At 66.1% G+C, this 19,634-nt stretch carries 19 protein-coding genes, 3 tRNA genes and 1 pseudogene; 9 read left to right on the top strand and 14 right to left on the bottom strand.

All coding sequences use genetic code 11. From position 1 onward, the window contains the following. Positions 1–87 precede the first annotated feature (87 nt). On the top strand, positions 88–282 hold the full coding sequence (gene rpmB, locus BSZ39_RS02925) for a 50S ribosomal protein L28 (RefSeq protein ID WP_073715895.1): 195 nt from the start codon (positions 88–90) through the stop codon (positions 280–282). 58 nt (positions 283–340) lie between these two features. Here the strand turns inward: rpmB and thiL are convergent, their stop codons facing one another. Beyond that, entirely contained in the window at positions 341–1,387 is a 1,047-nt protein-coding gene (gene thiL, locus BSZ39_RS02920; protein WP_073715894.1) for a thiamine-phosphate kinase, read from the bottom strand. A gap of 22 nt (positions 1,388–1,409) precedes the next feature. Here thiL and BSZ39_RS02915 point away from each other — a divergent pair, with 22 nt between their 5' ends. Continuing rightward, the gene (locus tag BSZ39_RS02915) at positions 1,410–1,973 is read left to right on the top strand and encodes a DUF3515 family protein (protein ID WP_158025076.1); all 564 of its coding nucleotides are present in this window, start codon (positions 1,410–1,412) and stop codon (positions 1,971–1,973) included. On the opposite strand, the gene BSZ39_RS02910 is transcribed toward BSZ39_RS02915, so the two are convergent. Then, entirely contained in the window at positions 1,970–3,073 is a 1,104-nt protein-coding gene (locus BSZ39_RS02910; RefSeq protein WP_073715892.1) for a D-alanine--D-alanine ligase family protein, read from the bottom strand. The two genes, BSZ39_RS02915 and BSZ39_RS02910, sit on opposite strands and share 4 nt — an antisense overlap. Positions 3,074–3,168: 95 nt before the next feature. Here BSZ39_RS02910 and BSZ39_RS02905 point away from each other — a divergent pair, with 95 nt between their 5' ends. Next, positions 3,169–3,711 (top strand): hypothetical protein, encoded by a 543-nt coding sequence (locus tag BSZ39_RS02905; protein WP_073715891.1) that lies wholly within the window; start codon positions 3,169–3,171, stop codon positions 3,709–3,711. Here BSZ39_RS02905 and BSZ39_RS02900 read toward each other — a convergent pair. The 5 genes from BSZ39_RS02900 to leuC all read right to left on the bottom strand — a co-directional run bounded on the left by BSZ39_RS02900 (position 3,708) and on the right by leuC (position 8,915). Further along, a complete protein-coding gene (locus tag BSZ39_RS02900) occupies positions 3,708–4,733 on the bottom strand; it encodes an NAD(P)H-dependent glycerol-3-phosphate dehydrogenase (protein WP_073715890.1) in 1,026 nt (341 codons plus the stop codon). The genes BSZ39_RS02905 and BSZ39_RS02900 overlap by 4 nt on opposite strands. A gap of 17 nt (positions 4,734–4,750) precedes the next feature. Then, complete coding sequence (locus tag BSZ39_RS02895; protein WP_143180343.1) at positions 4,751–5,485, bottom strand: lysophospholipid acyltransferase family protein; 735 nt, start codon at positions 5,483–5,485, stop codon at positions 4,751–4,753. Positions 5,486–5,487: 2 nt separating this feature from the next. Next, positions 5,488–6,807 (bottom strand): UDP-N-acetylglucosamine 1-carboxyvinyltransferase, encoded by a 1,320-nt coding sequence (gene murA, locus BSZ39_RS02890; protein ID WP_073715889.1) that lies wholly within the window; start codon positions 6,805–6,807, stop codon positions 5,488–5,490. A 78-nt stretch (positions 6,808–6,885) separates the two neighbouring features. Continuing rightward, positions 6,886–7,506 (bottom strand): 3-isopropylmalate dehydratase small subunit, encoded by a 621-nt coding sequence (gene leuD / locus BSZ39_RS02885; RefSeq protein ID WP_073715888.1) that lies wholly within the window; start codon positions 7,504–7,506, stop codon positions 6,886–6,888. A gap of 2 nt (positions 7,507–7,508) precedes the next feature. Then, entirely contained in the window at positions 7,509–8,915 is a 1,407-nt protein-coding gene (leuC, locus tag BSZ39_RS02880) for a 3-isopropylmalate dehydratase large subunit (protein WP_073715887.1), read from the bottom strand. A gap of 71 nt (positions 8,916–8,986) precedes the next feature. On the opposite strand from leuC, the gene BSZ39_RS02875 reads away from it, so the two are divergent. Then, positions 8,987–9,706 (top strand): IclR family transcriptional regulator, encoded by a 720-nt coding sequence (locus BSZ39_RS02875; RefSeq protein WP_073715886.1) that lies wholly within the window; start codon positions 8,987–8,989, stop codon positions 9,704–9,706. Here the strand turns inward: BSZ39_RS02875 and BSZ39_RS13375 are convergent. Continuing rightward, entirely contained in the window at positions 9,703–10,809 is a 1,107-nt protein-coding gene (locus BSZ39_RS13375) for a glycosyltransferase family 4 protein (RefSeq protein WP_073715885.1), read from the bottom strand. The genes BSZ39_RS02875 and BSZ39_RS13375 overlap by 4 nt on opposite strands. Positions 10,810–10,908: 99 nt before the next feature. On the opposite strand from BSZ39_RS13375, the gene BSZ39_RS02865 reads away from it, so the two are divergent. The 3 genes from BSZ39_RS02865 to BSZ39_RS02855 are packed head-to-tail and all read left to right on the top strand — an operon-like array spanning position 10,909 to position 12,823. Continuing rightward, positions 10,909–11,769, top strand: coding sequence for an ABC transporter ATP-binding protein (locus BSZ39_RS02865; protein ID WP_342741796.1), 861 nt, complete (start codon positions 10,909–10,911; stop codon positions 11,767–11,769). Next, the gene (locus tag BSZ39_RS02860) at positions 11,766–12,602 is read left to right on the top strand and encodes an ABC transporter permease (RefSeq protein WP_073715883.1); all 837 of its coding nucleotides are present in this window, start codon (positions 11,766–11,768) and stop codon (positions 12,600–12,602) included. Before BSZ39_RS02865 ends, BSZ39_RS02860 begins: the two co-directional genes overlap by 4 nt. After that, a complete protein-coding gene (locus BSZ39_RS02855) occupies positions 12,599–12,823 on the top strand; it encodes a helix-turn-helix transcriptional regulator (protein ID WP_073715882.1) in 225 nt (74 codons plus the stop codon). The genes BSZ39_RS02860 and BSZ39_RS02855 overlap by 4 nt, the downstream gene beginning before the upstream one ends. Before the next feature lie 41 nt (positions 12,824–12,864). On the opposite strand, the gene BSZ39_RS02850 is transcribed toward BSZ39_RS02855, so the two are convergent. The 5 genes from BSZ39_RS02850 to hrpB all read right to left on the bottom strand — a co-directional run bounded on the left by BSZ39_RS02850 (position 12,865) and on the right by hrpB (position 17,224). Beyond that, a tRNA-Glu gene (locus BSZ39_RS02850) sits at positions 12,865–12,937 on the bottom strand. Positions 12,938–12,953: 16 nt separating this feature from the next. Beyond that, positions 12,954–13,029, bottom strand: a tRNA-Glu gene (locus BSZ39_RS02845). A gap of 21 nt (positions 13,030–13,050) precedes the next feature. After that, positions 13,051–13,122, bottom strand: a tRNA-Gln gene (locus BSZ39_RS02840). A 112-nt stretch (positions 13,123–13,234) separates the two neighbouring features. Beyond that, positions 13,235–14,749 carry a glutamate--tRNA ligase gene (gene gltX / locus BSZ39_RS02835; RefSeq protein ID WP_073715881.1) on the bottom strand — a complete coding sequence of 505 codons (1,515 nt, stop codon included), beginning with the start codon at positions 14,747–14,749 and terminating at the stop codon, positions 13,235–13,237. Positions 14,750–14,761: 12 nt separating this feature from the next. Further along, a complete protein-coding gene (gene hrpB, locus BSZ39_RS02830; protein WP_073715880.1) occupies positions 14,762–17,224 on the bottom strand; it encodes an ATP-dependent helicase HrpB in 2,463 nt (820 codons plus the stop codon). An 18-nt stretch (positions 17,225–17,242) separates the two neighbouring features. Here hrpB and BSZ39_RS02825 point away from each other — a divergent pair, with 18 nt between their 5' ends. Continuing rightward, positions 17,243–18,424 carry a MalY/PatB family protein gene (locus BSZ39_RS02825; RefSeq protein ID WP_073715879.1) on the top strand — a complete coding sequence of 394 codons (1,182 nt, stop codon included), beginning with the start codon at positions 17,243–17,245 and terminating at the stop codon, positions 18,422–18,424. Here the strand turns inward: BSZ39_RS02825 and BSZ39_RS02820 are convergent. After that, a complete protein-coding gene (locus BSZ39_RS02820) occupies positions 18,399–19,178 on the bottom strand; it encodes a fumarylacetoacetate hydrolase family protein (protein WP_073715878.1) in 780 nt (259 codons plus the stop codon). The two genes, BSZ39_RS02825 and BSZ39_RS02820, sit on opposite strands and share 26 nt — an antisense overlap. Before the next feature lie 35 nt (positions 19,179–19,213). On the opposite strand from BSZ39_RS02820, the pseudogene BSZ39_RS02815 reads away from it, so the two are divergent. Then, positions 19,214–19,540: pseudogene (locus BSZ39_RS02815) on the top strand (DEAD/DEAH box helicase); the annotation flags it as partial. Positions 19,541–19,634: the final 94 nt, after the last annotated feature.

Raw genomic sequence — 19,634 nt, 5'->3', positions numbered from 1 at the left:
CGGTTGCTCTATGTCGGTTGATGCCGACGCGAGCGCCTGATAGACCTCCCGCACCGGCGGGAAATCGTTAATCCGAGGAGAAGAACCGTGGCTGCCACCTGCGACGTCTGCGGCAAGGGCCCCAGCTTCGGCAAGAGCGTGTCGCACTCGCACGTGCGCACCTCGCGCCGTTGGAATCCGAACATTCAGCGCGTGCGCGCCCTCGTCGATGGAGCTCCGAAGCGCCTGAACGTGTGCACTTCCTGCCTCAAGGCTGGCAAGGTCGCGCGCAACACCAAGTAAGCGCAAACGCAAAAAAGAGGACGGCAACCCCGTCCTCTTTTTTCTTGCCCGGCTGCCGCTATCCCTGGCCGAAGTGGTCCCAGCCGCGGGCCGCCTCCGGATCGATGCCGGTAAGTGCTCCGCCCTCGCAGTCCTGAAGCACACGTCCGATCGCCGTGAAGCCGTCTGGTAGCTCGGTCCCGGAATGGAACGTGGCAAGCAGGGCGTGGTCTTCTCCCCCGGAATGCCACCAGGAGTTCGCCAGCGCCTTGCCCTCGCTGGGAGCAAGACTCTCCGCGATGCTCACTAGTCCCGGCAGGTCGCAAGGGGGCGTGAGCTCGATGCTCACACCGCTAGCGCGCGCGAGCCGTCCGAGATCACGGACCAGGCCATCGGAGATGTCCATCGCCGCGCTCGCGCCCACGTCAGCGGCGCTGACGCCAGCGGTGAGTGGGGGCTGGGGCCGCCGATAGATATGCCAGGCGTATTGCGCCCACTGGTCGGCGCTCGCGCCACTTTCCGACAGGTCCTGCCAGTCATCGGCGAGCCGGGCGGGAATCTTTCCCGCCGTCGCGAGCGCGAGGCCCGCCGCCGAAAACCCGAGTGTGCCAGCAACCGCGACGGTATCTCCGGGACGAGCGCCAGCGCGGGTAAGCGGCTTCCGCCCGCACAGCGAGCCGAGCGCCGTCACGCTCACCATGATCTTTTCGCCGCCAGACAGGTCCCCGCCCGCGACGCCGACCGGAGATCCCCACGCAAAGGCTCCGGCCTCGCACGCCTGGCGCAGACCGCGCGCGAAGTCCTCAACCCAGGCCAGCGTGGTCGACGGCGGCATCACGAGGCCGATCAGGAGTTGCGTGCCGGCCGCGCCCATCGCAGAAATATCTGACAGGTTTTGCATCGCGACGCGCCAGCCGATATCACCGCCCGTCGACCAGGCGGTGCGGAAGTGCCGGTCCTCCACCATGACGTCGGTGCAGGCGACGACGCTGCCGTCATCGGCGGGCAGCACTGCGGCGTCGTCGCCGTTGTCGATCACCGTTCTGCCTGCGGGCAGCTGCGGGATGATCCGTGCGAGAAGCTCGTCTTCTGCCAGCTGGCCAATGGTTCGGTTTAAGTTCGTCACGATTGAACCGTACAGTGAGTATGTGCCCTCCTTGTTGTTTCGCCGCCGCAGTGGCGGCATCGCTGTCACGTGTGCTGGCGTCCTTGCGCTGTCGGCCTGTGCGACCCCAGTGCACTTGACGCCCGGCGCGCAGGCACCCGATCCGATCTGCGCCCGCGTGCTGCAAAAGATGCCGCGCGAGATCCAGGGGATGAAGCAGATCCCGACCGACGCTCAGGGCACCATGGCCTATGGCACGAGCGAGGCTCCCATCACGATCCGCTGCGGTATCGCGCCCCCGCCCCCGACGACCGATCGCTGCCTCTCGGTGAGCGCGTCGACGTCAAAGGACGGCGAGAAGGACGCGATCGACTGGATCAACCCGGAGGCCGGCTCCGAACTCATCCCGCCGCACGCGCCCGATTCGGCCTGGACGTTTTTGAGCTACGGCCGCTCCCCTGCCGTCGAGGTAATCGTCCCCGCGGAGACGGGGCTCGAACAGCCCACGGCCGTCCTGTTAGCGATGGCAAGCGCTCTCAAGGTCGTCGAAGCGACAAAGCACTGCGTCGGTTCGACCGACGTCGTGGGCGACCGCTCCGGAAGCTAGCGCAGCCCGATCTTGCGGCTCAGCGCGAGTTCAATCAGTTCGGTCACGAGGTCCCGGTAGCTCAATCCCGTCTGCTGCCACATGAACGGGTACATCGAGTAGGGCGTCATGCCCGGCATCGTGTTGATCTCGTTGATGAGGATCTCGCCATCCTCGGTGTAGAAGAAATCGACGCGTGCAAGGCCTTCGCATTCGAGCACTTGGAACGTGCGGGCTGCGGCATCCGCGATGCGCTCCGCGACGCCCTCGGGCAGGACCGCCGGCGCTTTCATCGTGACGGCGTTGTGGGAGAAGTACTTGGTCTCCCAGTCGTAGAACTCGCCGTCGGCGAGGTCCATGACGACTTCCCCGACCGGGGCGACGCGCGGCGTGCCATCGCGGCCGCCGAGGACCGCGACCTCGATCTCGCGGGCGGTCACGCCCGCCTCGATGATGACCTTCGGGTCGTGCTCGTGGGCCGTTTCGATGGCGGCGGGCAGGTCCGCGAAATCCTCGACCTTGGTGATGCCGAGCGAGGATCCAGCGCGGGCAGGTTTGACGAACAGCGGCAGCGCGAGTGCCTCACACCGGGTAAGGACGGCTGCGCGTTCGGTTCGCCATTCATCGTTTGTTACGGGCACGTACGGGCCGACGGGCAGGCCGGCCTGTTCGAGGATGACCTTCGTGAAGTGCTTGTCCATGCCGGCCGCCGAGGCGAAAACGCCGGAGCCGACGTAGCGCACGCCGAGCATCTCGAACTGTCCCTGCACGGTGCCGTCCTCACCGAAGGGGCCGTGCAGCAGCGGGAAGACGACATCGATGACGCCATGGTCGGTGCCGTCCTCGATCCCGATCAGGCGCACCTCGCCATCCGTGGTGCGCACGAGCGTCACCGCTGGCGCATCCGTCGGGACCTTGGCGGTGCCGCCGTCCAGAGCTTCGGGGTCGGGTGGGACGAGGACCCAGGTGCCACCTCGAGTAATGCCGAGGACGAGCACGTCGAAGCGATCGGTGTCGATATTGCGTAGTACTCCCGCGGCCGTGAGGCAGGAGATCGAGTGTTCCCCGCTCATCCCGCCGATGAGCAGCGCGATTCGGGGTGTGCGTCCGGTGGATTCCATCTCATCCAGACTAGCGCCCGGCTGGCGCTTTGGAGGCCTCGGCCACGGCGTTAGGCTGGATGGCAAGAGAATTGTGTCGTAGCTGAAGGATCATCATGCGTCGTTCGATTATTGCGGCCGTCGGCATAAGCCTGCTAGCCCTTTCTGCCTGTTCCGCTTCCGTCAACACCGACTCCCCCGCGCCGAGCAGCGCCGCACCGTCTGCCACGGCCAGCGCGAGCGAAAGCGAGAGTCCGGAGGCGACCAGCGCGGAACCGTCAACCGAGTCAACGACGAGCGAAGCCTCGCAGCAGGGCGGCTCAAGCGAGGTCAAGGCTGAAGAGATCCACGGCAAGATCTTGCTCACGAGCGAGGCCGGCCCGCAGGACTCCAAGGGCCTGCACGGCAAGATCGTCGTCGGCCAGGGCGGCTGTATCTCCTTCGTCCCGGTGCCGGGCGGCGGCCGTCCGCTGCCGATCCTCGCCCCCACGGGCTCCAGCTACGACGGCAAGGACACCGTCACCATCGGCTCCAACAGCTACCGCTTCGGCCAGGTCGTCGACCTCGAAGGCATCGGGTACTCGGGCGATGAAGTGAAGTCCGCCGCGGGCAACCGTTGCGATGCCGCCAACGTCATGTGGCTGGTGAAGAAGGGCTAACGCCGCTCGTCCTTATGGGGGCGCGACAGCAGCGACTTCATCATCGCCTGCAGGTCCACCCCATCGAAACAGGCGTCGACGACGGCGTCGGTCAGCGGCATCTCGACTCCGACAGACCGGGCGAGGTGCTGCACGGACCGGCTCGTCTTGACGCCCTCGACGGTGCCGCCCGCCGCGGTGATGGCCTCCTCGAGGCTCATCCCGCGCGCGAGGTGCGCACCGAACGTGTGATTGCGCGACAGCGGGGACGCACACGTCGCGACGAGATCCCCCATCCCGGCTAGGCCCGCCATCGTCTTCGGATCCGCGCCGAGCTTGAGCGCGAGCCGCGTGATCTCGGCAAGGCCGCGCGTGATGAGCGTGGCCTTCGTGTTGTCGCCGAATCCGGCGCCGACGGCCATCCCGACGGCGATTGCGATGACGTTCTTCACCGCGCCCGCGAGCTCGACGCCGATGACGTCGGTGTTGAGGTAGGGACGGAAATAGTCGGTGATCGTGAGGGCCGCGACGCGCTTGGCGCGTTCCGCGTCCTCGCAGGCCATGACGGTCGCGGTCGGCTGTTTCGCCGCGATCTCCTTCGCGAGGTTCGGCCCCGAGACGACGACGATCTGGGAGCTGTCGACGCCCGTCGCATCGACGAGGACCTCGCTCATCCGTAGGTCGCTGGAAAGCTCGACGCCCTTCATGAGGGAGACGAGCGTGACTTCCTTAGGCCAAGACTCGATCTGCTCCAGCACCGAGCGCGCCGACTGCGCGGGCACGGCGACCACGACGACGTCGGCGCCCGAGACCGCCTCGGTGATGTCGGTCGTCGCGCTGATCGATTCCGATAGCGGGAAGCCGGGCAGGCGCGAGGAGTTGTGGTGGTTCGTGTTGATATCCGCGACCGTGGCCTCGGATCGGCCCCACATCACCGACGGATGGCCGGCGTCGGCAAGGACCTGAGCGAACGCGGTACCCCAGGCGCCGGTCCCCAAAATTGCGATGCGCGGCGTAGGAGTGAAATCGGAAGAGAGTTGCATGGTGTGGTTCGTTCGGGTTACTTCTTCGGGCGCGGGTCGCCGTCGATGGCCATATCCCAGATGTGCTCGGGCGGCTCTTCGCCGCGGAGCTCGGCGACGCCGGCGGTCAGATCGGCCATGATGCGGCGCATCGCCTCGCGGGCGATTTCGCCGGTCATCGGCTGGCCGCGCAGGTCATCGAGGTCGACTGCGGGCAGCGCGGAGACGTAGACGGGGTGGTTGATCCCGAGCTTCGGCTTTGCGCCGTAGCGTTCGAGCAGTTCCTGGGTGCCCCACTGGGCGACGGGGATGACGGGCACACCGGTCTCCAGCGCGAGGCGCGCGGTGCCGGTCTTGGCCTTCATGGGCCACATGTCAGGGTCGCGCGTCAGGGTGCCCTCGGGGAAGATGCCGACGCATTCGCCGGCGCGCAGGGCGCGTCGTGCCTGGTCGAGGGCGGACGACACGTCGCGGGTGCCGCGCTTGACCTCGATCTGGTGCGCAGCGCCGATCATCCGTCCGACGACGGGGATGCGGAACAGTTCCGACTTCGCGAGGAACTTCACCGGGATCTGCTGGGCGACGAGGAAGTGCGCGAAGGTCAGCGCGTCCATGTTGGTGACGTGGTTGGAGACGGCGATAAACCCGCCCTCGCGGGGCAGGTTGTCCTCGCCAGACCACCGCGGTTCGGTGTACAGCGCCATGAGGGGCCGTGCGATGCCCTCGATAAACCGGTACATGGGCGGGTAGGTGCGTCCGAAGGACATCTTCATGCTTAGACCATCTCCACATCCGCGCCGAGCGCGGCGAGCTTGCCAAGGAAGTCTTCGTAACCTCGGTTAATGAGCTTGATGCCGGACACGTTCGACGTGCCCTCCGCGGCGAGGGCCGCAATGAGGTGGGAGAAACCGCCGCGCAGGTCGGGCACGGTGATGTCCGCGGCCTTCAGCGGCGTCGGGCCCGAGATGACGGCCGAGTGGTTAAAGTTGCGCTGACCGAAGCGGCAGGGCGTGCCGCCGAGACACTCGCGATAGACCTGAATGTGCGCACCCATCTTGCGTAGCGCGTCGGTGAAGCCGAACCGGTTTTCGTAGACCGTCTCGTGCACGATCGACAGGCCATAGGCCTGCGTGAGGGCGACGACGAGCGGCTGCTGCCAGTCGGTCATGAAGCCGGGGTGCACGTCGGTCTCGAGCACGATCGAGTTGAGCTTGCCGCCCGGATGCATGAAGCGGATGCCGTCGTCGGAGATCTCGAAGTCGCCGCCGACCTTGCGGAAGATGTTGAGGAACGTCATCATCTCGGGCTGGGTCGCGCCCTTGACCGTGACCTCACCGCCGGTGGCGAGGGCCGCCGCGCCCCACGAGGCCGATTCGATGCGGTCGGACAGCGCAGTGTGGTTGAAGCCAGAGAGTTCGGAGACGCCCTCGATGCGGATGACGCGGTCGGTGTCGACCGAGATGAGCGCGCCCATCTTTTGCAGCACGGCGATGAGGTCCATGATCTCGGGCTCGATCGCTGCGTTGCGCAGTTCCGTCTTGCCCTCGGCGCGCACGGCCGTCAGCAGCAGCTGTTCGGTCGCGCCGACGGACGGGTAGCGCAGTTCGTATTTGGTGCCCTCCAGGCCGTTGGGCGCCGTGATGTGGATGCCCGTCTCGGAGTGCTTTTCGACGTGGGCGCCAAACTCGCGCAGAATGTCGAGGTGGTAGTTGATAGGCCGGTCACCGATCCGGCAGCCGCCGAGGTCCGGGATGAAGGCCTCCCCGAGGCGGTGCAGCAGCGGGCCACACAGCAGGATCGGGATACGCGAGGAGCCGGCGTGGGCGTCGATGTCGGCGAGTCGCGCCAAATCGACGTTGGACGGATCCATCGTGAGGGTGCCCGCGACCGGGTCCGACTCGACGGAGACCCCGTGCAGGGACAGCAGACCGGAGACGATTTCGACGTCGTTGATCTGGGGAACGTTCCGCAAGACCGACGTACTCGTTCCGAGCAGCGATGCCACCATCGCTTTGGATACGAAGTTTTTGGCTCCTCGAACGGTAATTTCACCAACGAGCGGTCGGCCGCCGGTGACCCGAAGCACCGATTTCATTTCGTCCTCACTGCCCGGCAGTATAGGGCCCAGTAGATAAGCTGCCTTCTTCATCCACCTTACGGCGGACCGACCCTATTATGCCTGGTGAACAGGAGGTGTCTTCGCCTCCAGCAGGGTGTGAGGTTTGAAGGACGAACGCTGGTGTTCAAACGCCGTGATTTCGCTCTCGTGACGTAGCGTCAGCGCGATATCGTCGAGCCCTTCCAGCAGCCGCCAGCGGGTGTAATCGTCGATAGTAAACGGGCAAACGAAGCTCCCGCACGTGACGGTTCGGGCCACCAGATCGACGGTCACCTCGGTGCCGGGCTCGGTCTCTAAGAGCTTGAGGAGGGTCTGGTAATCCTCGTCGGTGATAATTCCCGCAACGAGTCCCTGCTTGCCGGCGTTGCCGCGGAAGATGTCGGCGAACTTCGGTGACAGGACGACGGCGAAGCCGTAGTCACACAGCGCCCACACGGCGTGCTCGCGCGAGGAACCGGTACCGAAGTCGGGGCCGGCAACGAGGACCGAGCCGGCGTGATAGGCATCGTTGTTCAAAACGAAGTCCGGCTCGTTGCGCCACGCCGCGAACAGCGCGTCTTCGAAACCGGTTTTCTTCACGCGCTTTAAGTAGACGGCGGGGATGATCTGGTCGGTGTCGACGTTGGAGCGCCGCAGCGGGACGCCGATGCCGGTATGGCTCGTGAACTTTTCCATGGCTACTCCCTCAAATCGGCGGGCGAGGACAGGGTGCCGCGCACGGCCGTGGCGGCCGCGACGAGCGGCGAGACAAGGTGGGTGCGTCCGCCTTTGCCTTGCCGTCCTTCAAAATTGCGGTTCGAGGTCGAGGCGCAGCGCTCCCCTGGCGACAGCTGGTCTGGGTTCATGCCAAGGCACATAGAGCAGCCCGCGAACCGGAACTCGGCACCGAAGTCGGTAAAGACCTGATCGAGGCCTTCCTGCTCGGCCTGCAGTCGTACTCGGGCCGAGCCTGGGACCACGAGGACGCGCACGTTCGGGTGGGCCTTGCGGCCGCGCATGATGTCGGCGGCGGCGCGCAGATCTTCGATCCGGCCGTTGGTACACGAGCCGATGAAGACGGCATCGACGGGGATGTCGCGCAGCTTGGTGCCGGGTTTCAGGTCCATATAGGCAAGGGCCTGCTCGATCGCTTCGCGCTCCGCGTCGCCGCCGGCCTCGACGGGGTCGGGCACCGAGGCAGACAACGGGGCACCCTGCCCGGGGTTCGTCCCCCAGGTCACGAAGGGCTCGAGGTCGGCGGCTTCGAGCGTCACCTCGGCATCGAAGATGGCGCCCTCGTCGGTGCGCAGGGTCTTCCAATATTCGACGGCGGCATCCCAGTCGGCGCCCTGTGGCGCGTGCGGGCGGCCCTTGAGGTAGGCGAACGTCGTCTCATCGGGCGCGATCATGCCGGCACGGGCGCCGGCCTCGATCGACATATTGCAGATCGTCATCCGCGCTTCCATCGAGAGCTTTTCGATGGCGCTGCCGCGGTACTCGAGCACGTACCCCTGCCCGCCGCCGGTCCCGATCTTCGCGATGATCGCGAGAATGATGTCCTTGGCAGTCGTCCCCTCGGGCAGTTCACCATCGATCGTGATCGCCATCGTCTTAAACGGGGCGAGCGGCAGGGTCTGGGTCGCGAGCACGTGTTCGACCTCGGAGGTTCCGATGCCAAAGGCGAGCGCCCCGAACGCGCCATGGGTGGAGGTGTGGGAGTCGCCGCAGACGACGGTCATGCCCGGCTGGGTGAGCCCGAGCTGCGGGCCGACGACGTGCACAATGCCCTGTTCAGCGTCCCCGAGCGGGTGAAGCCGGACGCCAAATTCCTCACAGTTGTTCCGCAGCGTCTCGATCTGCAGACGCGAGATGGGGTCCGCGATGGGCGCGAAGATATCTTCCGTAGGCGTGTTGTGATCTTCGGTCGCAATCGTTAAATCCGGTCGCCGAACCGGCCGCCCGGCGAGACGGAGCCCGTCAAACGCCTGCGGCGATGTCACCTCGTGGAGGAGGTGGAGATCGATGTAGAGCAAATCGGGCGCGCCTGCTTCACCGCGACGCACCACATGATCCCGCCACACTTTCTCCGCCAATGTGCCTAGCATGGTGGTAAATCTCCCTGGAACCGAACCCAAACGCAGTTGCGTCTCAAGCTCTGAGATGAGAGTATTGGGCTATGGACAACTCGAGTGGTGTTGGTGTTCTCGACAAAGCCGCGCTCGTATTGGGGGCCTTAGAGTCCGGCCCCGCAACACTGGCGCAGCTTGTTGCCGCGACCAAGCTAGCCCGCCCGACGGCGCATCGGCTTGCGGTCGCCTTAGAGTTTCACCGCTTCGTCGCCCGCGACATGCAGGGCCGCTTCGTTCTCGGCCCGCGCCTTGGTGAGCTCGCATCCTCGGCCGGCGAGGACCGACTGCTCGCGGCCGCCTCTCCGATCCTGAAGGTCTTGCGTGACCACACGGGTGAATCCGCGCAGCTCTACCGCCGCCAGGGCGACCACCGCATCTGTGTCGCCGCCGCCGAGCGCCCCATGGGTCTGCGTGACTCCATCCCGGTCGGCGCCACGTTGTCCATGCTCGCCGGTTCCGCGGCGCAGATCCTGCTCGCGTGGGAAGAGCCCGACCGGCTGCATCGCGGCCTGCACGGCGCTTCTTTTACCGCGACGGTGCTCTCGGCGGTGCGTCGCCGTGGCTTTTCGCAGTCCGTTGGCGAGCGCGAACCCGGCGTAGCGTCCGTGTCGGCGCCTGTGCGCGGACCGTCTGGCCGCGTGATTGCCGCCGTCTCGGTCTCGGGCCCGATCGAACGCATGGGCCGTCAGCCGGCCCGCCTGCATGCGCAGGCCGTCGTCGCGGCCGCTAACCGGCTGTCGCAGGTCATGCAGCGCACGGAAGCCTAAGTACGCTCCCCTAGCCGCTCATAGGCGCGGACAAACTGCGCCAGCCCCGCGTCCCACGTGTGCGCGATCGGATGCGTAAGGCAGTAGTCGCGCAGTGCGCGCAGCCGCTCGCGATCCCGGTGCAACGACACGAGGGCAGCGCTCATCTCTTCGTCGCTCGTCACTTCCAGGCCGTCGCGGCCATGGGTGATGAATTCTGCGATGCCTGACCCGCGGCGATAGATCACGGGAAGACCCGCAGCGCGCGCTTCGAGCGCGGCGATCCCGAATGCTTCTTTGATGACCGGCGAGATAAAGAGGTCCGCGTCGCGATAGGCCCCAGCCAGTTCCTGCGGGCCGACGCGTCCCAATATGCGCACCGGTGCGCCATGACGGATGAGACGCGCGAGTTCTGCGCGCTGCGGCCCATCGCCGTAGACATCGAGCCGCACGGGCGCGCCCCTCCGAGCATCGGCCACGAGCTTCGCGAGTGGTAGGACACGTTTGCGGCCCGCGAGCCGCGTCGCGGTGACGACACGCAGCACGCCAGCGGCCTCGCCCGGCCGAGCGATTCGCCGGATGCTACCCCATGGCTCCCGCTCGATCAGGTTGGGCAAGACGTCGACGGTGACGCGTCCGCGCGCGGCTGCCTCGATCGCGTCGGCAGCCGGGCTCGAGACCGCGGTGAGGATCATGCCGCGCTCCTGCCACGCCTGAAGCGGATTGACGAAGCGGTACCACGGCGTCGCGTCGATGAGGTGGCAGTGCCACGTGATCACCGCTCGCGTGTCGGTCGCGAGGCACGCGGTCGTCGCCATGCGCGCGAACGGCGAGACGATCCCGGTATGGATGTGCACGGCATCGAAGATCGGAAGAAGTTCCCGTAGGCGGCCTGAAACCCACGGGTTGACGGGCAGATCGCCGGGCATTCGCGTGGTCAGGCGCAGGACCGTCACGCCCTCGGACACCTCGGTGTGTTCGCCCCGCTCGGAGCCATCGGGCGTCGCGGTGATGACCGTGACGTCGTGCCCGGCTGCCGCCAGCGCCCATGCAAGGGAGCGCACCTGGGTCTCGATCCCGCCAAGACGCGGTGGATAGCAGTCGGAGACGAGGGCAATTCTCATATTGCCATTGTGCCCTGCACCAAAGATATATAGCGCCACCAAAACATAATGTAGTATAAGTACTACATTCGATTGCCAATGTTCGACGTAGGAGTACATGTGACCACACCACTCATGATCGAAGCCCGGGAGGTGAACTTCTCCTATGGAAAGAACCATGTGCTGCACGATGTGTCGCTCACGATCGAACCGGGAGAGGTCGTCGCCCTTCTCGGCCCCAACGGCGTCGGAAAGACCACACTGGTAGAAAACCTCGTCGGGACACTGTCCCCGTCCAGTGGCCGGCTGGAAGTCTTTGGCGAAACCCCCAGCAGCGGCAACTCCGCCTTCCTCACGCGCATCGGTCTCGTCCAGCAACACTGGGCGGACCACCCCAAGTGGCGGGTCGTCGAGCATCTGACGTGGATCGCCGCCGCGCACCGCTCAGCCGGCCGCCGGGTGCGCGATATCACCGAGACCCTCGAAGCCGTCGGCGTCGCAGACAAGGCAACCGCCGTCCTGCGCACGCTTTCGGGCGGTCAGCGTCGCCGCGTCGACCTCGCCGCGGCCCTGCTCGCCTATCCCCCGCTACTGATTCTCGACGAACCTACAACCGGCCTGGACCCGGCCGGCAAGGCACAGATCCACGACCTCCTCGATTCGGTGATCGATGAGGGCGTCACAGTGTTTCTCACGACGCACGACCTCAGCGAGGCAGAAAAGCTCGCGAGCCGGATCTTCATCATGAACAATGGTCGCATCATCGCCGACGGAGCCCCCTGGCAGCTCCGCGAAGAACTCGTGGCTCCGGTCCAGGTGACCTGGCGCGCCGAAGGCAAGCAACACGTGCACGCGACCAACGAGGTCGAAGCCTTCGTCGCCACGCTCCCGTTGAGCGAGATTTCCCATCTGACGATCACGCGGCCGACCCTCGAAGATGCCTACCTGTCGATCATTGGAAAGGATGACGACGCCGCATGAGTATCACCGATCTAGCACACGCCATTGGCTCGCAGGTCAAGGCCGATCTACGTCCCCATCTCGTAGGAACCGGGCTGCTCGGATTCATCTTCGTGCCCGCCGTATTCGTCCTCGCGGCGCGTCAACTGGGCGATGAAGCCGTGAGTCCCGCGACGGGAGGTACGTACATGATCGCGAGCATCATCGCGGTCATCGGCGCTCTCATCGCCATGTCTGTCATGAGCGAGATGTATGCCGAACGCATGGCCGGCACGCTGCTTCGGGTGCGTATCCTCCCCAACGGCCCCCTCATCTGGTCCGTCGGCAAGACCCTCACCACGACGGTCGTCATGCTCGGCACGCAGATCCTCATCTTTATCGCCGCTCGGATCTTCCTCTTCGACTTTGATATTCCGACCTCCCGCCTCCTGCTGGGCCTTGCCATTGCCCTGCTGGTCATCCTTGCCTGCGCCCCGCTCGGCTTCGTGTTGGGATCACTCATCCGTGGGACCTACACCAACCTCCTCGGCACGCTCGTGTTCGTGGCGGTGATGATCACGTCGGGAACATTCTTCCCACTGGAAGTCCTGCCGCGCTGGGTCCAGCTCATCCACCAGGTGCTCCCCTTTTACTGGGCGGGACATCTCGCACGGGCCACCCTGCTGGGAGGCGAGGCGGCATTCGAGCCCATTGGCGAGTACATGCCGGTCTTGGCCACAGGAATTCTGCTCGCCTGGCTCGTGATCGGGTTTGGTCTCGCCGTCATCGTGATCCGTCGCTCCTTCCGAAACGAAACGATCTCCACGCTGTCGGGGATGCAGGCAAAGATCCGTTCGCAGGTGGGGATCTCGTGAGCGAAGAACAGGTCCACAACCGCATCGCGGTGCTGCGCGCGGATCGGGAAGTCTCGCGCCGGGAGCTCGCGGAGGCGCTCGGTGTCCACTACCAAACGGTGGGCTACCTGGAACGCGGCGAGTATTCGCCCTCGCTCGTGCTAGCGCTGCGGATCGCGAAGTTCTTTGACGTCCCGCTCGAGTCAGTGTTCTCCCTAGAGGAGTTCACGCCGCTCGGATAGGCAACGAAAAAACCCGCCGTGATGGCGGGTTTTTTCTCCTGTACCCCCAGCGGGATTCGAACCCGCGTTACCGCCGTGAGAGGGCGGCGTCCTAGGCCACTAGACGATGGGGGCCTAAGTCTTCAGTTATTGGTACCCCCAGCGGGATTCGAACCCGCGTTACCGCCGTGAGAGGGCGGCGTCCTAGGCCACTAGACGATGGGGGCAAGGACAATTGAGTGTTGTCGCTGGGGTACCAGGACTCGAACCTAGACTAACTGAACCAGAATCAGTCGTGCTGCCGATTACACCATACCCCAAGGGTGATTGGCTTTCGGATTACGGCGAAGTGTCACCGAAAGCCAACCGAAGGATTAATTTACCCGAGCGCGTCTCGTTCCCCAAATCATCAGGGGGTGAGAGACCTCACGGCTACTGGGCGAGCTTGTCCTTGAGCGCAGCGAGGCGCGCAAGGGTCTCGTCCTTGCCGAGGATTTCCATCGACTCAAACAGCGGCGGGGAGACCTGGCGGCCGGTGACGGCGACCCGCAGCGGGCCGAACGCGAACCGGGGCTTAATCTCCATCCCCTCGACGATCGCTTCGCGCAGCGCGGACTCGAGGCCTTCGAGCGTGAACTCGCCGGATTCGATCGCCGCGATACCGGCGGTAAGGACATCGCTGGCGTCGTCACGGAGCTTAGCGACGGCCTTCTCGTCGTAGGTGAGGTCCTTACCGTCCACGAAGAGGAAGCCCATCATGGCCGGGACTTCGCCGAGGAGCTGGACGCGCGTCTGCACCAGCGGCGCGGCCGCGGTGAGGATCTCGCGCTCGCGCTCGGTGAGCTCGTCGTAGGACTCGGCCTCGACAAGGCCCGCGGCCTTCAGGTAGGGCACGCAACGGCGCGCGAAATCGTCCTCGTCGAGCATACGGATGTGATCGGCGTTGATGGCCGTGCACTTCTTCACATCGAAGCGGGCCGGGTTCGGGTTCACGTCGTGGATATCGAACGCGGTGACCATCTCGTCTGCGGAGAAGATGTCGTTGTCGGGCGAGATCGACCAGCCGAGCAGCGCCAGGTAATTCACGAGGCCCTCGGGGATCATGCCGGCTTCGCGGTGCAGCAGGAGGTTGGACTCCGGGTCGCGCTTGGACAGCTTCTTGTTGCCCTCCCCCATGACGTAGGGCAGGTGGCCGAACTCGGGCAGGTACTTCGCGACGCCGATCTCGATCAGGGCACGGTACAGGGCGATCTGGCGGGGCGTGGAGGACAGGAGGTCCTCCCCGCGCAGGACGTGCGTGATCTCCATGAGCGCGTCGTCGACGGGGTTGACGAGCGTGTAGAGGGGTTCGCCGTTGGCGCGCACGATGACATAGTCCGGGATGGAGCCGACCTTGAAGGTCACGTCGCCGCGGACGAGGTCGGTGAAGGTGATGTCCTCGTCGGGCATCTTGATCCGGATGACGGGCTCGCGGCCGGCGGCCTTGAACTCGGCGATCTGCTCATCGGTCAGGTCGCGGTCGTAGTTGTCGTAGCCGAGCTTCGGGTTGCGGCCCGCCGCCTTGTGGCGCTCCTCGACCTCTTCGGGGGTGGAGTAGCACTCGTAGGCGTAGCCGGCCTTCAGGAGCTTGGCCACGACGTCGCGGTAGATGTCCATGCGCTGGCTCTGGCGGTAGGGCTCGTGTGGGCCACCGACGCCAACACCCTCGTCCCAGGTCAGTCCGAGCCAGTGCAGGGAGTCGATGATCTGGTCGAAGGACTCTTCCGAATCGCGCTTGGCGTCGGTGTCTTCGATGCGGAAGACGAAGGTGCCGCCCGTGTGGCGGGCGTAGGCCCAGTTGAACAGGGCGGTGCGCACCATGCCGACATGCGGCGTGCCGGTCGGAGAGGGACAAAATCGCACGCGAACGGGCGCGCTACTTGCGGGTGTTACAGCTGTGGTCTCCATGATGTCTCCAGTCTAGCCGCGCTCGCGCAGCGCTCGGTTGGTCAGCCGCGTGGGGGTTGCGGCGATCGGGTCTTCGGGCCACGGATGCTTCGGATACCGGCCCCGCATCTCGGCTCGGACCTGGGCGTAGGGGCCCGCCCAAAACGAGGCGAGGTCAGCCGTCGTCGCGAGGGTCTGGCCGCCGGGCGCGAGCAACTCGATCACGACGGGCTGATCGAGCACCGTCGGGGAAGAGGCCGCGCCGAAAAACTCTTGCAGCTTCGCCGCGATCCGTACCGAGTCGTCGGTATAGGACAGGGCGACGCTCCGCCCGGACGGGATCTCCAGACGCTCGGGGACGAGCTCATCGAGGCGCGCAGCCTCTGGCCACGGCAGGGCCGCCATGATGTCAGCACGCAGGTCCTCGCTGCGTGCGCGCTTGCCGTGCACGAGGCGGTCCAGGCACATCGCGAGGAGGTCCGGGTTCGTGGCGATCGCCTGGGCTGAGAAGTCCGGCCATGGCTCGCCGCGGCGCGCATGGAGGAACGCAAGCCGGTCGAGCAGTGAGGAGACGGCCGGGCTCGGCGCGTCGACGATGCCGATCCCATGCTCGGCGATGAGCTCGCGCGCAAGGGGGCGGGCGGCCTCCGGGTCTACCGCGATCGGCTGAGTGTGCAGGTCGATCACGCCGAGCCGGCGGCTGCGGGTGGCACGGACCGTGGTCCCGTGGATCTCGTGCTGCGTCGAGGAGGAGATGAGGTGGGCACCCGCGTAGTCGAGGAGGTCCTCCGGCAGCGGAGCCGCGGAGCGTACGAGAAAGGTCTGGCCGAGGCGCTGGACTTCGGCGATCGCGAGCCACGGCGAGCCAATCAGCGGAGAGTCCGTCGGGAGCTCGGCCCCGAGTCCGCTGGCCGTGAGATAGCGCAGAGAGTTCGCCGATCGGGCCCGCGCGATAAAGCCGGGGTGAGCGCGCGCGATCATGAGCGCGAGCGCGGCGTCGTTGTCGATCTTTCGGTTCGGGCGGGACGTAGCGCTGGCGCGAAGCGCTCGGGTGAGACGGCCGATGGTTCGCTTATCGGCGCCAGGGTTGGGCAATAACCGAGCATCGGAGCCCGGTGCCCGCCGCCCAGATTCGAGTGCGGCAGCGATCCGGGCCGCGCGCTCGACGCCGATAGCCGGGGCGAGCGCAAGCAGCGCTGCGCCCGTGCGCGGGTCGAGTGGGAGATCGGCGAGGCGCTCTCCCACGGCCGTGAGTTTGCCGTCGGCATCGGCCGCACCGAGTTCGACGAGACGAGCACGGGCAGGGGTGAGCGCGGCTGGCGGCAGCGGGTCGAGGAAACGCGAGTTCGACGCGTCCGGGTCGCCCCAAGCCGCGAGCGCCAGGGCCGCATCGGTGAGGTCTGCGGTGGCGGATTCGGGCGGATCGGCAGCGCGGAGCGCCGCGCATTCCTGGGGCGCAAGGAGGCGGTGGGCAAAGCCTGCCTGGGTGCGCCCGGCGCGCCCGGCACGCTGGGTCATCGCGGCCTTTGAGGCGCGCACGGTCACGAGGGCGGAGGCGTCGCGGGCGGCATCGTAGCGCGGCTGGCGGGACAGGCCCGCGTCGATGACGCCAACGACATCGGCGACGGTAAGGCCGGTTTCCGCGACGGACGTCGTCACGACGATACGGGGGCCGGAGTGCGGCCCGATCGCGCGGTCCTGGGAGTCGGCGGGCAGCGAGCCGTGCAGCGGCAGGACGGGTGCATCGGTGAGACCTCGCAGCGCGGCGACGCTCTCGTCGACGTCGCGCACGGAAGGCACGAAGACGAGGAGCGTCCCGGCCTCGACTCCACTGATCATCTCGGCGGTGTGGGCGGCAAGGAAGCGCAGGAAGTCGCGGCTCATGCCGCGCGCATCGAGGGCGGCCACACGTGCCGGCGGCGCAACGAAGGACGTGTCGACCTCGAACATGCGCCCGCTGGCGCTGTGGACGGGGGTCCCCTCTCCCATGAGTGCCGCGAGCGCCGCCGCGTCAGTCGTCGCGGACATCGCCCACAGGGTGAGGTCATCGCGCAGGTCGGCGATGTCGAGGGCGAAGGCAAGCGCGAGGTCGGTATCGAGGCTGCGTTCGTGCACCTCATCGAGGATGACAGCGCCGACGCCGGCGAGGTCGGGGTCGTGGATCATCCGCTGGATAAGCAGCCCCGTCGTGACGAACTCGATCTGGGTGCCACTGGAGCGTTTCGATTCGCCGCGGATCGAGTAGCCGACCCGCTGCCCGACACTCTCGCCGAGGAGGCTCGCGAGGTGGCGCGCAGCGGCGCGTACCGCAATGCGGCGCGGCTCGGCGACGAGGACGCGTCTGGTGGTCTCGAGCGCGGCCATGACCGGTACAAGCGTCGTCTTGCCCGAGCCCGGCGGCGCGGTGACGACGGCGCGCCGGGAGCCAGGGAGACGGTCGGCGAGTTCGGCCGCCGGCAACGTCGTGCGCTCGAGCACTTCTCCCCATGTACGCATACCAGTACGGTAGTCCACATGACGTCGCGGTATTTCCCAGACTTTTCCGAATTCTCCGCCGACCGGCTGCGCGAGCGTGGCTCCCTGAAATGGTCCACGTATCCCGACGCGATCGGCACCTGGGTCGCCGAGATGGATTTCGGGATCTCCCCCGCCATTGCCGCGACGATTCAGCGCGCTGCCACCGACGGCGCCTTCGGTTATCTCATCCCGGCGGACAAAGCCGCGATGCAGGACGCGAGCGCCGAGTGGTTAGGGCGCCGCTACGGCTGGGAGGTCCCACCCGAGACGGTCTTCGTCTACCCCGATGTGGTGGCGGTTCTCGAATCTGTACTCGAGCACGTGCTTCAGCCGGGCCTTCCCGTCGTCATTCCGACGCCGACCTATATGCCGTTCTTGTCCCACCCGGCGCTGCTCAAACGCGCGATCATCCAGGTCCCCTCTCGCGTTGGTCCCGACGGCCGCTACTCCCTCGATCTGGCGGGCATCGAGGCGGCGCTGAAGCCGCGCGGCGGCCTGCTCATCGTGTGCAACCCGTGGAATCCCGTCGGTCGAGTCCTGACGCGTAAGGAACTGGAAGATATCGAGCGCATTGTCATCGCGACCGGTGCGCGAGTTTTCGCCGACGAAGTCCACGGCCCGGTCGTTCTCGATGAGGACCGCCGACACATCCCCTATGCGTCGATCTCACCGATCGCGGCGTCCCACACGATCACGGGGACCTCGACGTCGAAGGGCTTTAACATCCCGGGCCTGAAGTGTGCCCAGGGCATCGTCACGAGCGAGGCGGATCGGGCGGCGCTGGCGGCCTGGGCCGAGCACTATGAGGAGCTCGCGAGCCCGCTCGGCGTGAAATGCACCGTCGTCGCCTACCGCGACAGCGATGACTGGCTCGCGGAAGTCCTCGACGTGCTGCGCGCCAACCGCGACCTGTTCGCCCGCGAGCTTTCCAAGGCCCTGCCGAACGCCGGCCACTACCCCACCGAGGGCACGTTCCTCGCCTGGATCGACCTGCGCCCCTATGGGATTACGGCTCCGGGCGAGTTCGCGCTACAGCAGGCTAAAGTCGCTGCGATCGATGGCGCGAACTGTGGCAGCCCGGGCCACTTGCGCGTGAACCTCGCGATGAGTCCCGACAACGTCATGGAACTCGTGCGGCGTCTCGCGGCGGCGATTACCGGCGAATCACGAGGTTCGTAAGTTCGCCGATCCCCTCGATCTCGCATTCGACGCGCTGGCCGTGCTCGATCGGGCCAACGCCGGCCGGGGTGCCGGTCAAAATGACGTCGCCGGGCAGCAGCGAACACACGGACGTCACATAGCTGATGAGCTCGGGGATCGAAAAGATCATGTCCTTCGTGTTGCCGTCCTGACGCAACTCGCCATCGACATAGCAGCGTACGGCCGCGTTCGTCGGGTCGAATTCCGCATCTGATTCCGGAATGACGAGGAACGGTCCGAGCGGACACGACGTGTCAAAACCCTTGCCTCGCGCCCACGTCGTATCGCCGCGCTGGGCGGTGCGGGCCGAGACGTCATTGCCGACGGTATAACCGAAGATGACTTCCTTTGCGCGCTCGATCGGCACGTCCTTGCACGGCCGCGAGATCACGACCGCGAGTTCGGCTTCGTGGTGGACGACGTCATCCCACGGCGGCAGCACGATCGGGTCATCGGGGCCGATGACCGCGGTGTTCGGGACGAAGAACATGATCGGCTCCGCGGGTACTTCCGAGTTCATCTCGGCGGCATGATCCGCATAGTTCTTCCCGATCCCGACGACCTTCGAACGCGGGATGATCGGCGAGAGGAGGCGCACCTCATCGAGCGGGACGCGCCGCCCGGTCGTCTCAAACCCGCCGAACAGCGGGTCGGTCCGCAGGGCCACGAGGTCATCGCCGTCGAGCACACCGTAGGTGATCTCGTCATTGTGGGTATAGCGCGCGATCTTCATAGGGCAAGCCTACGTCGATTTGGGATGATGGAGTCATGTCCGCGCTACGCCCTGCCCTGAACGTCCTCCTTGATGATCTCGACGACGAAGGGAAGCTGGACGATACCGATGCCCTGTTCGAGGCGTTTTCCTCCTGGGCGGCCGAGACTGGACGCCCCCTGTATGAGCATCAGGAGGAGGCCGCGCTCGCGATCCTCTCCGGCGCGCACACTATCGCCGCGACCCCGACCGGCTCCGGCAAATCGATGATCGCCCTGTCGACCCACCTCGCCTCGCTCGCCGCTGGCGGCCGCACCTATTACACGGCCCCGCTGAAGGCGCTCGTGTCGGAAAAGTTTTTCGACCTCATCTCGCTGTTCGGCGGCAGGTTCAACCGGTGGTTGCAACACCGGCCTGTTTCAGGGATTGTAGTGCTTCGCCGAAGACTTCGGCGGGGGTCTTCCAGCCGAGGGTCTT

Origin of the sequence: Bowdeniella nasicola (assembly GCF_001907295.1) — a bacterium.
Lineage (GTDB): Bacteria > Actinomycetota > Actinomycetes > Actinomycetales > Actinomycetaceae > Bowdeniella > Bowdeniella nasicola.
Note: the sequence above shows the minus strand (reverse complement) of the source record. Positions and strands in the feature narration are given on the sequence as shown.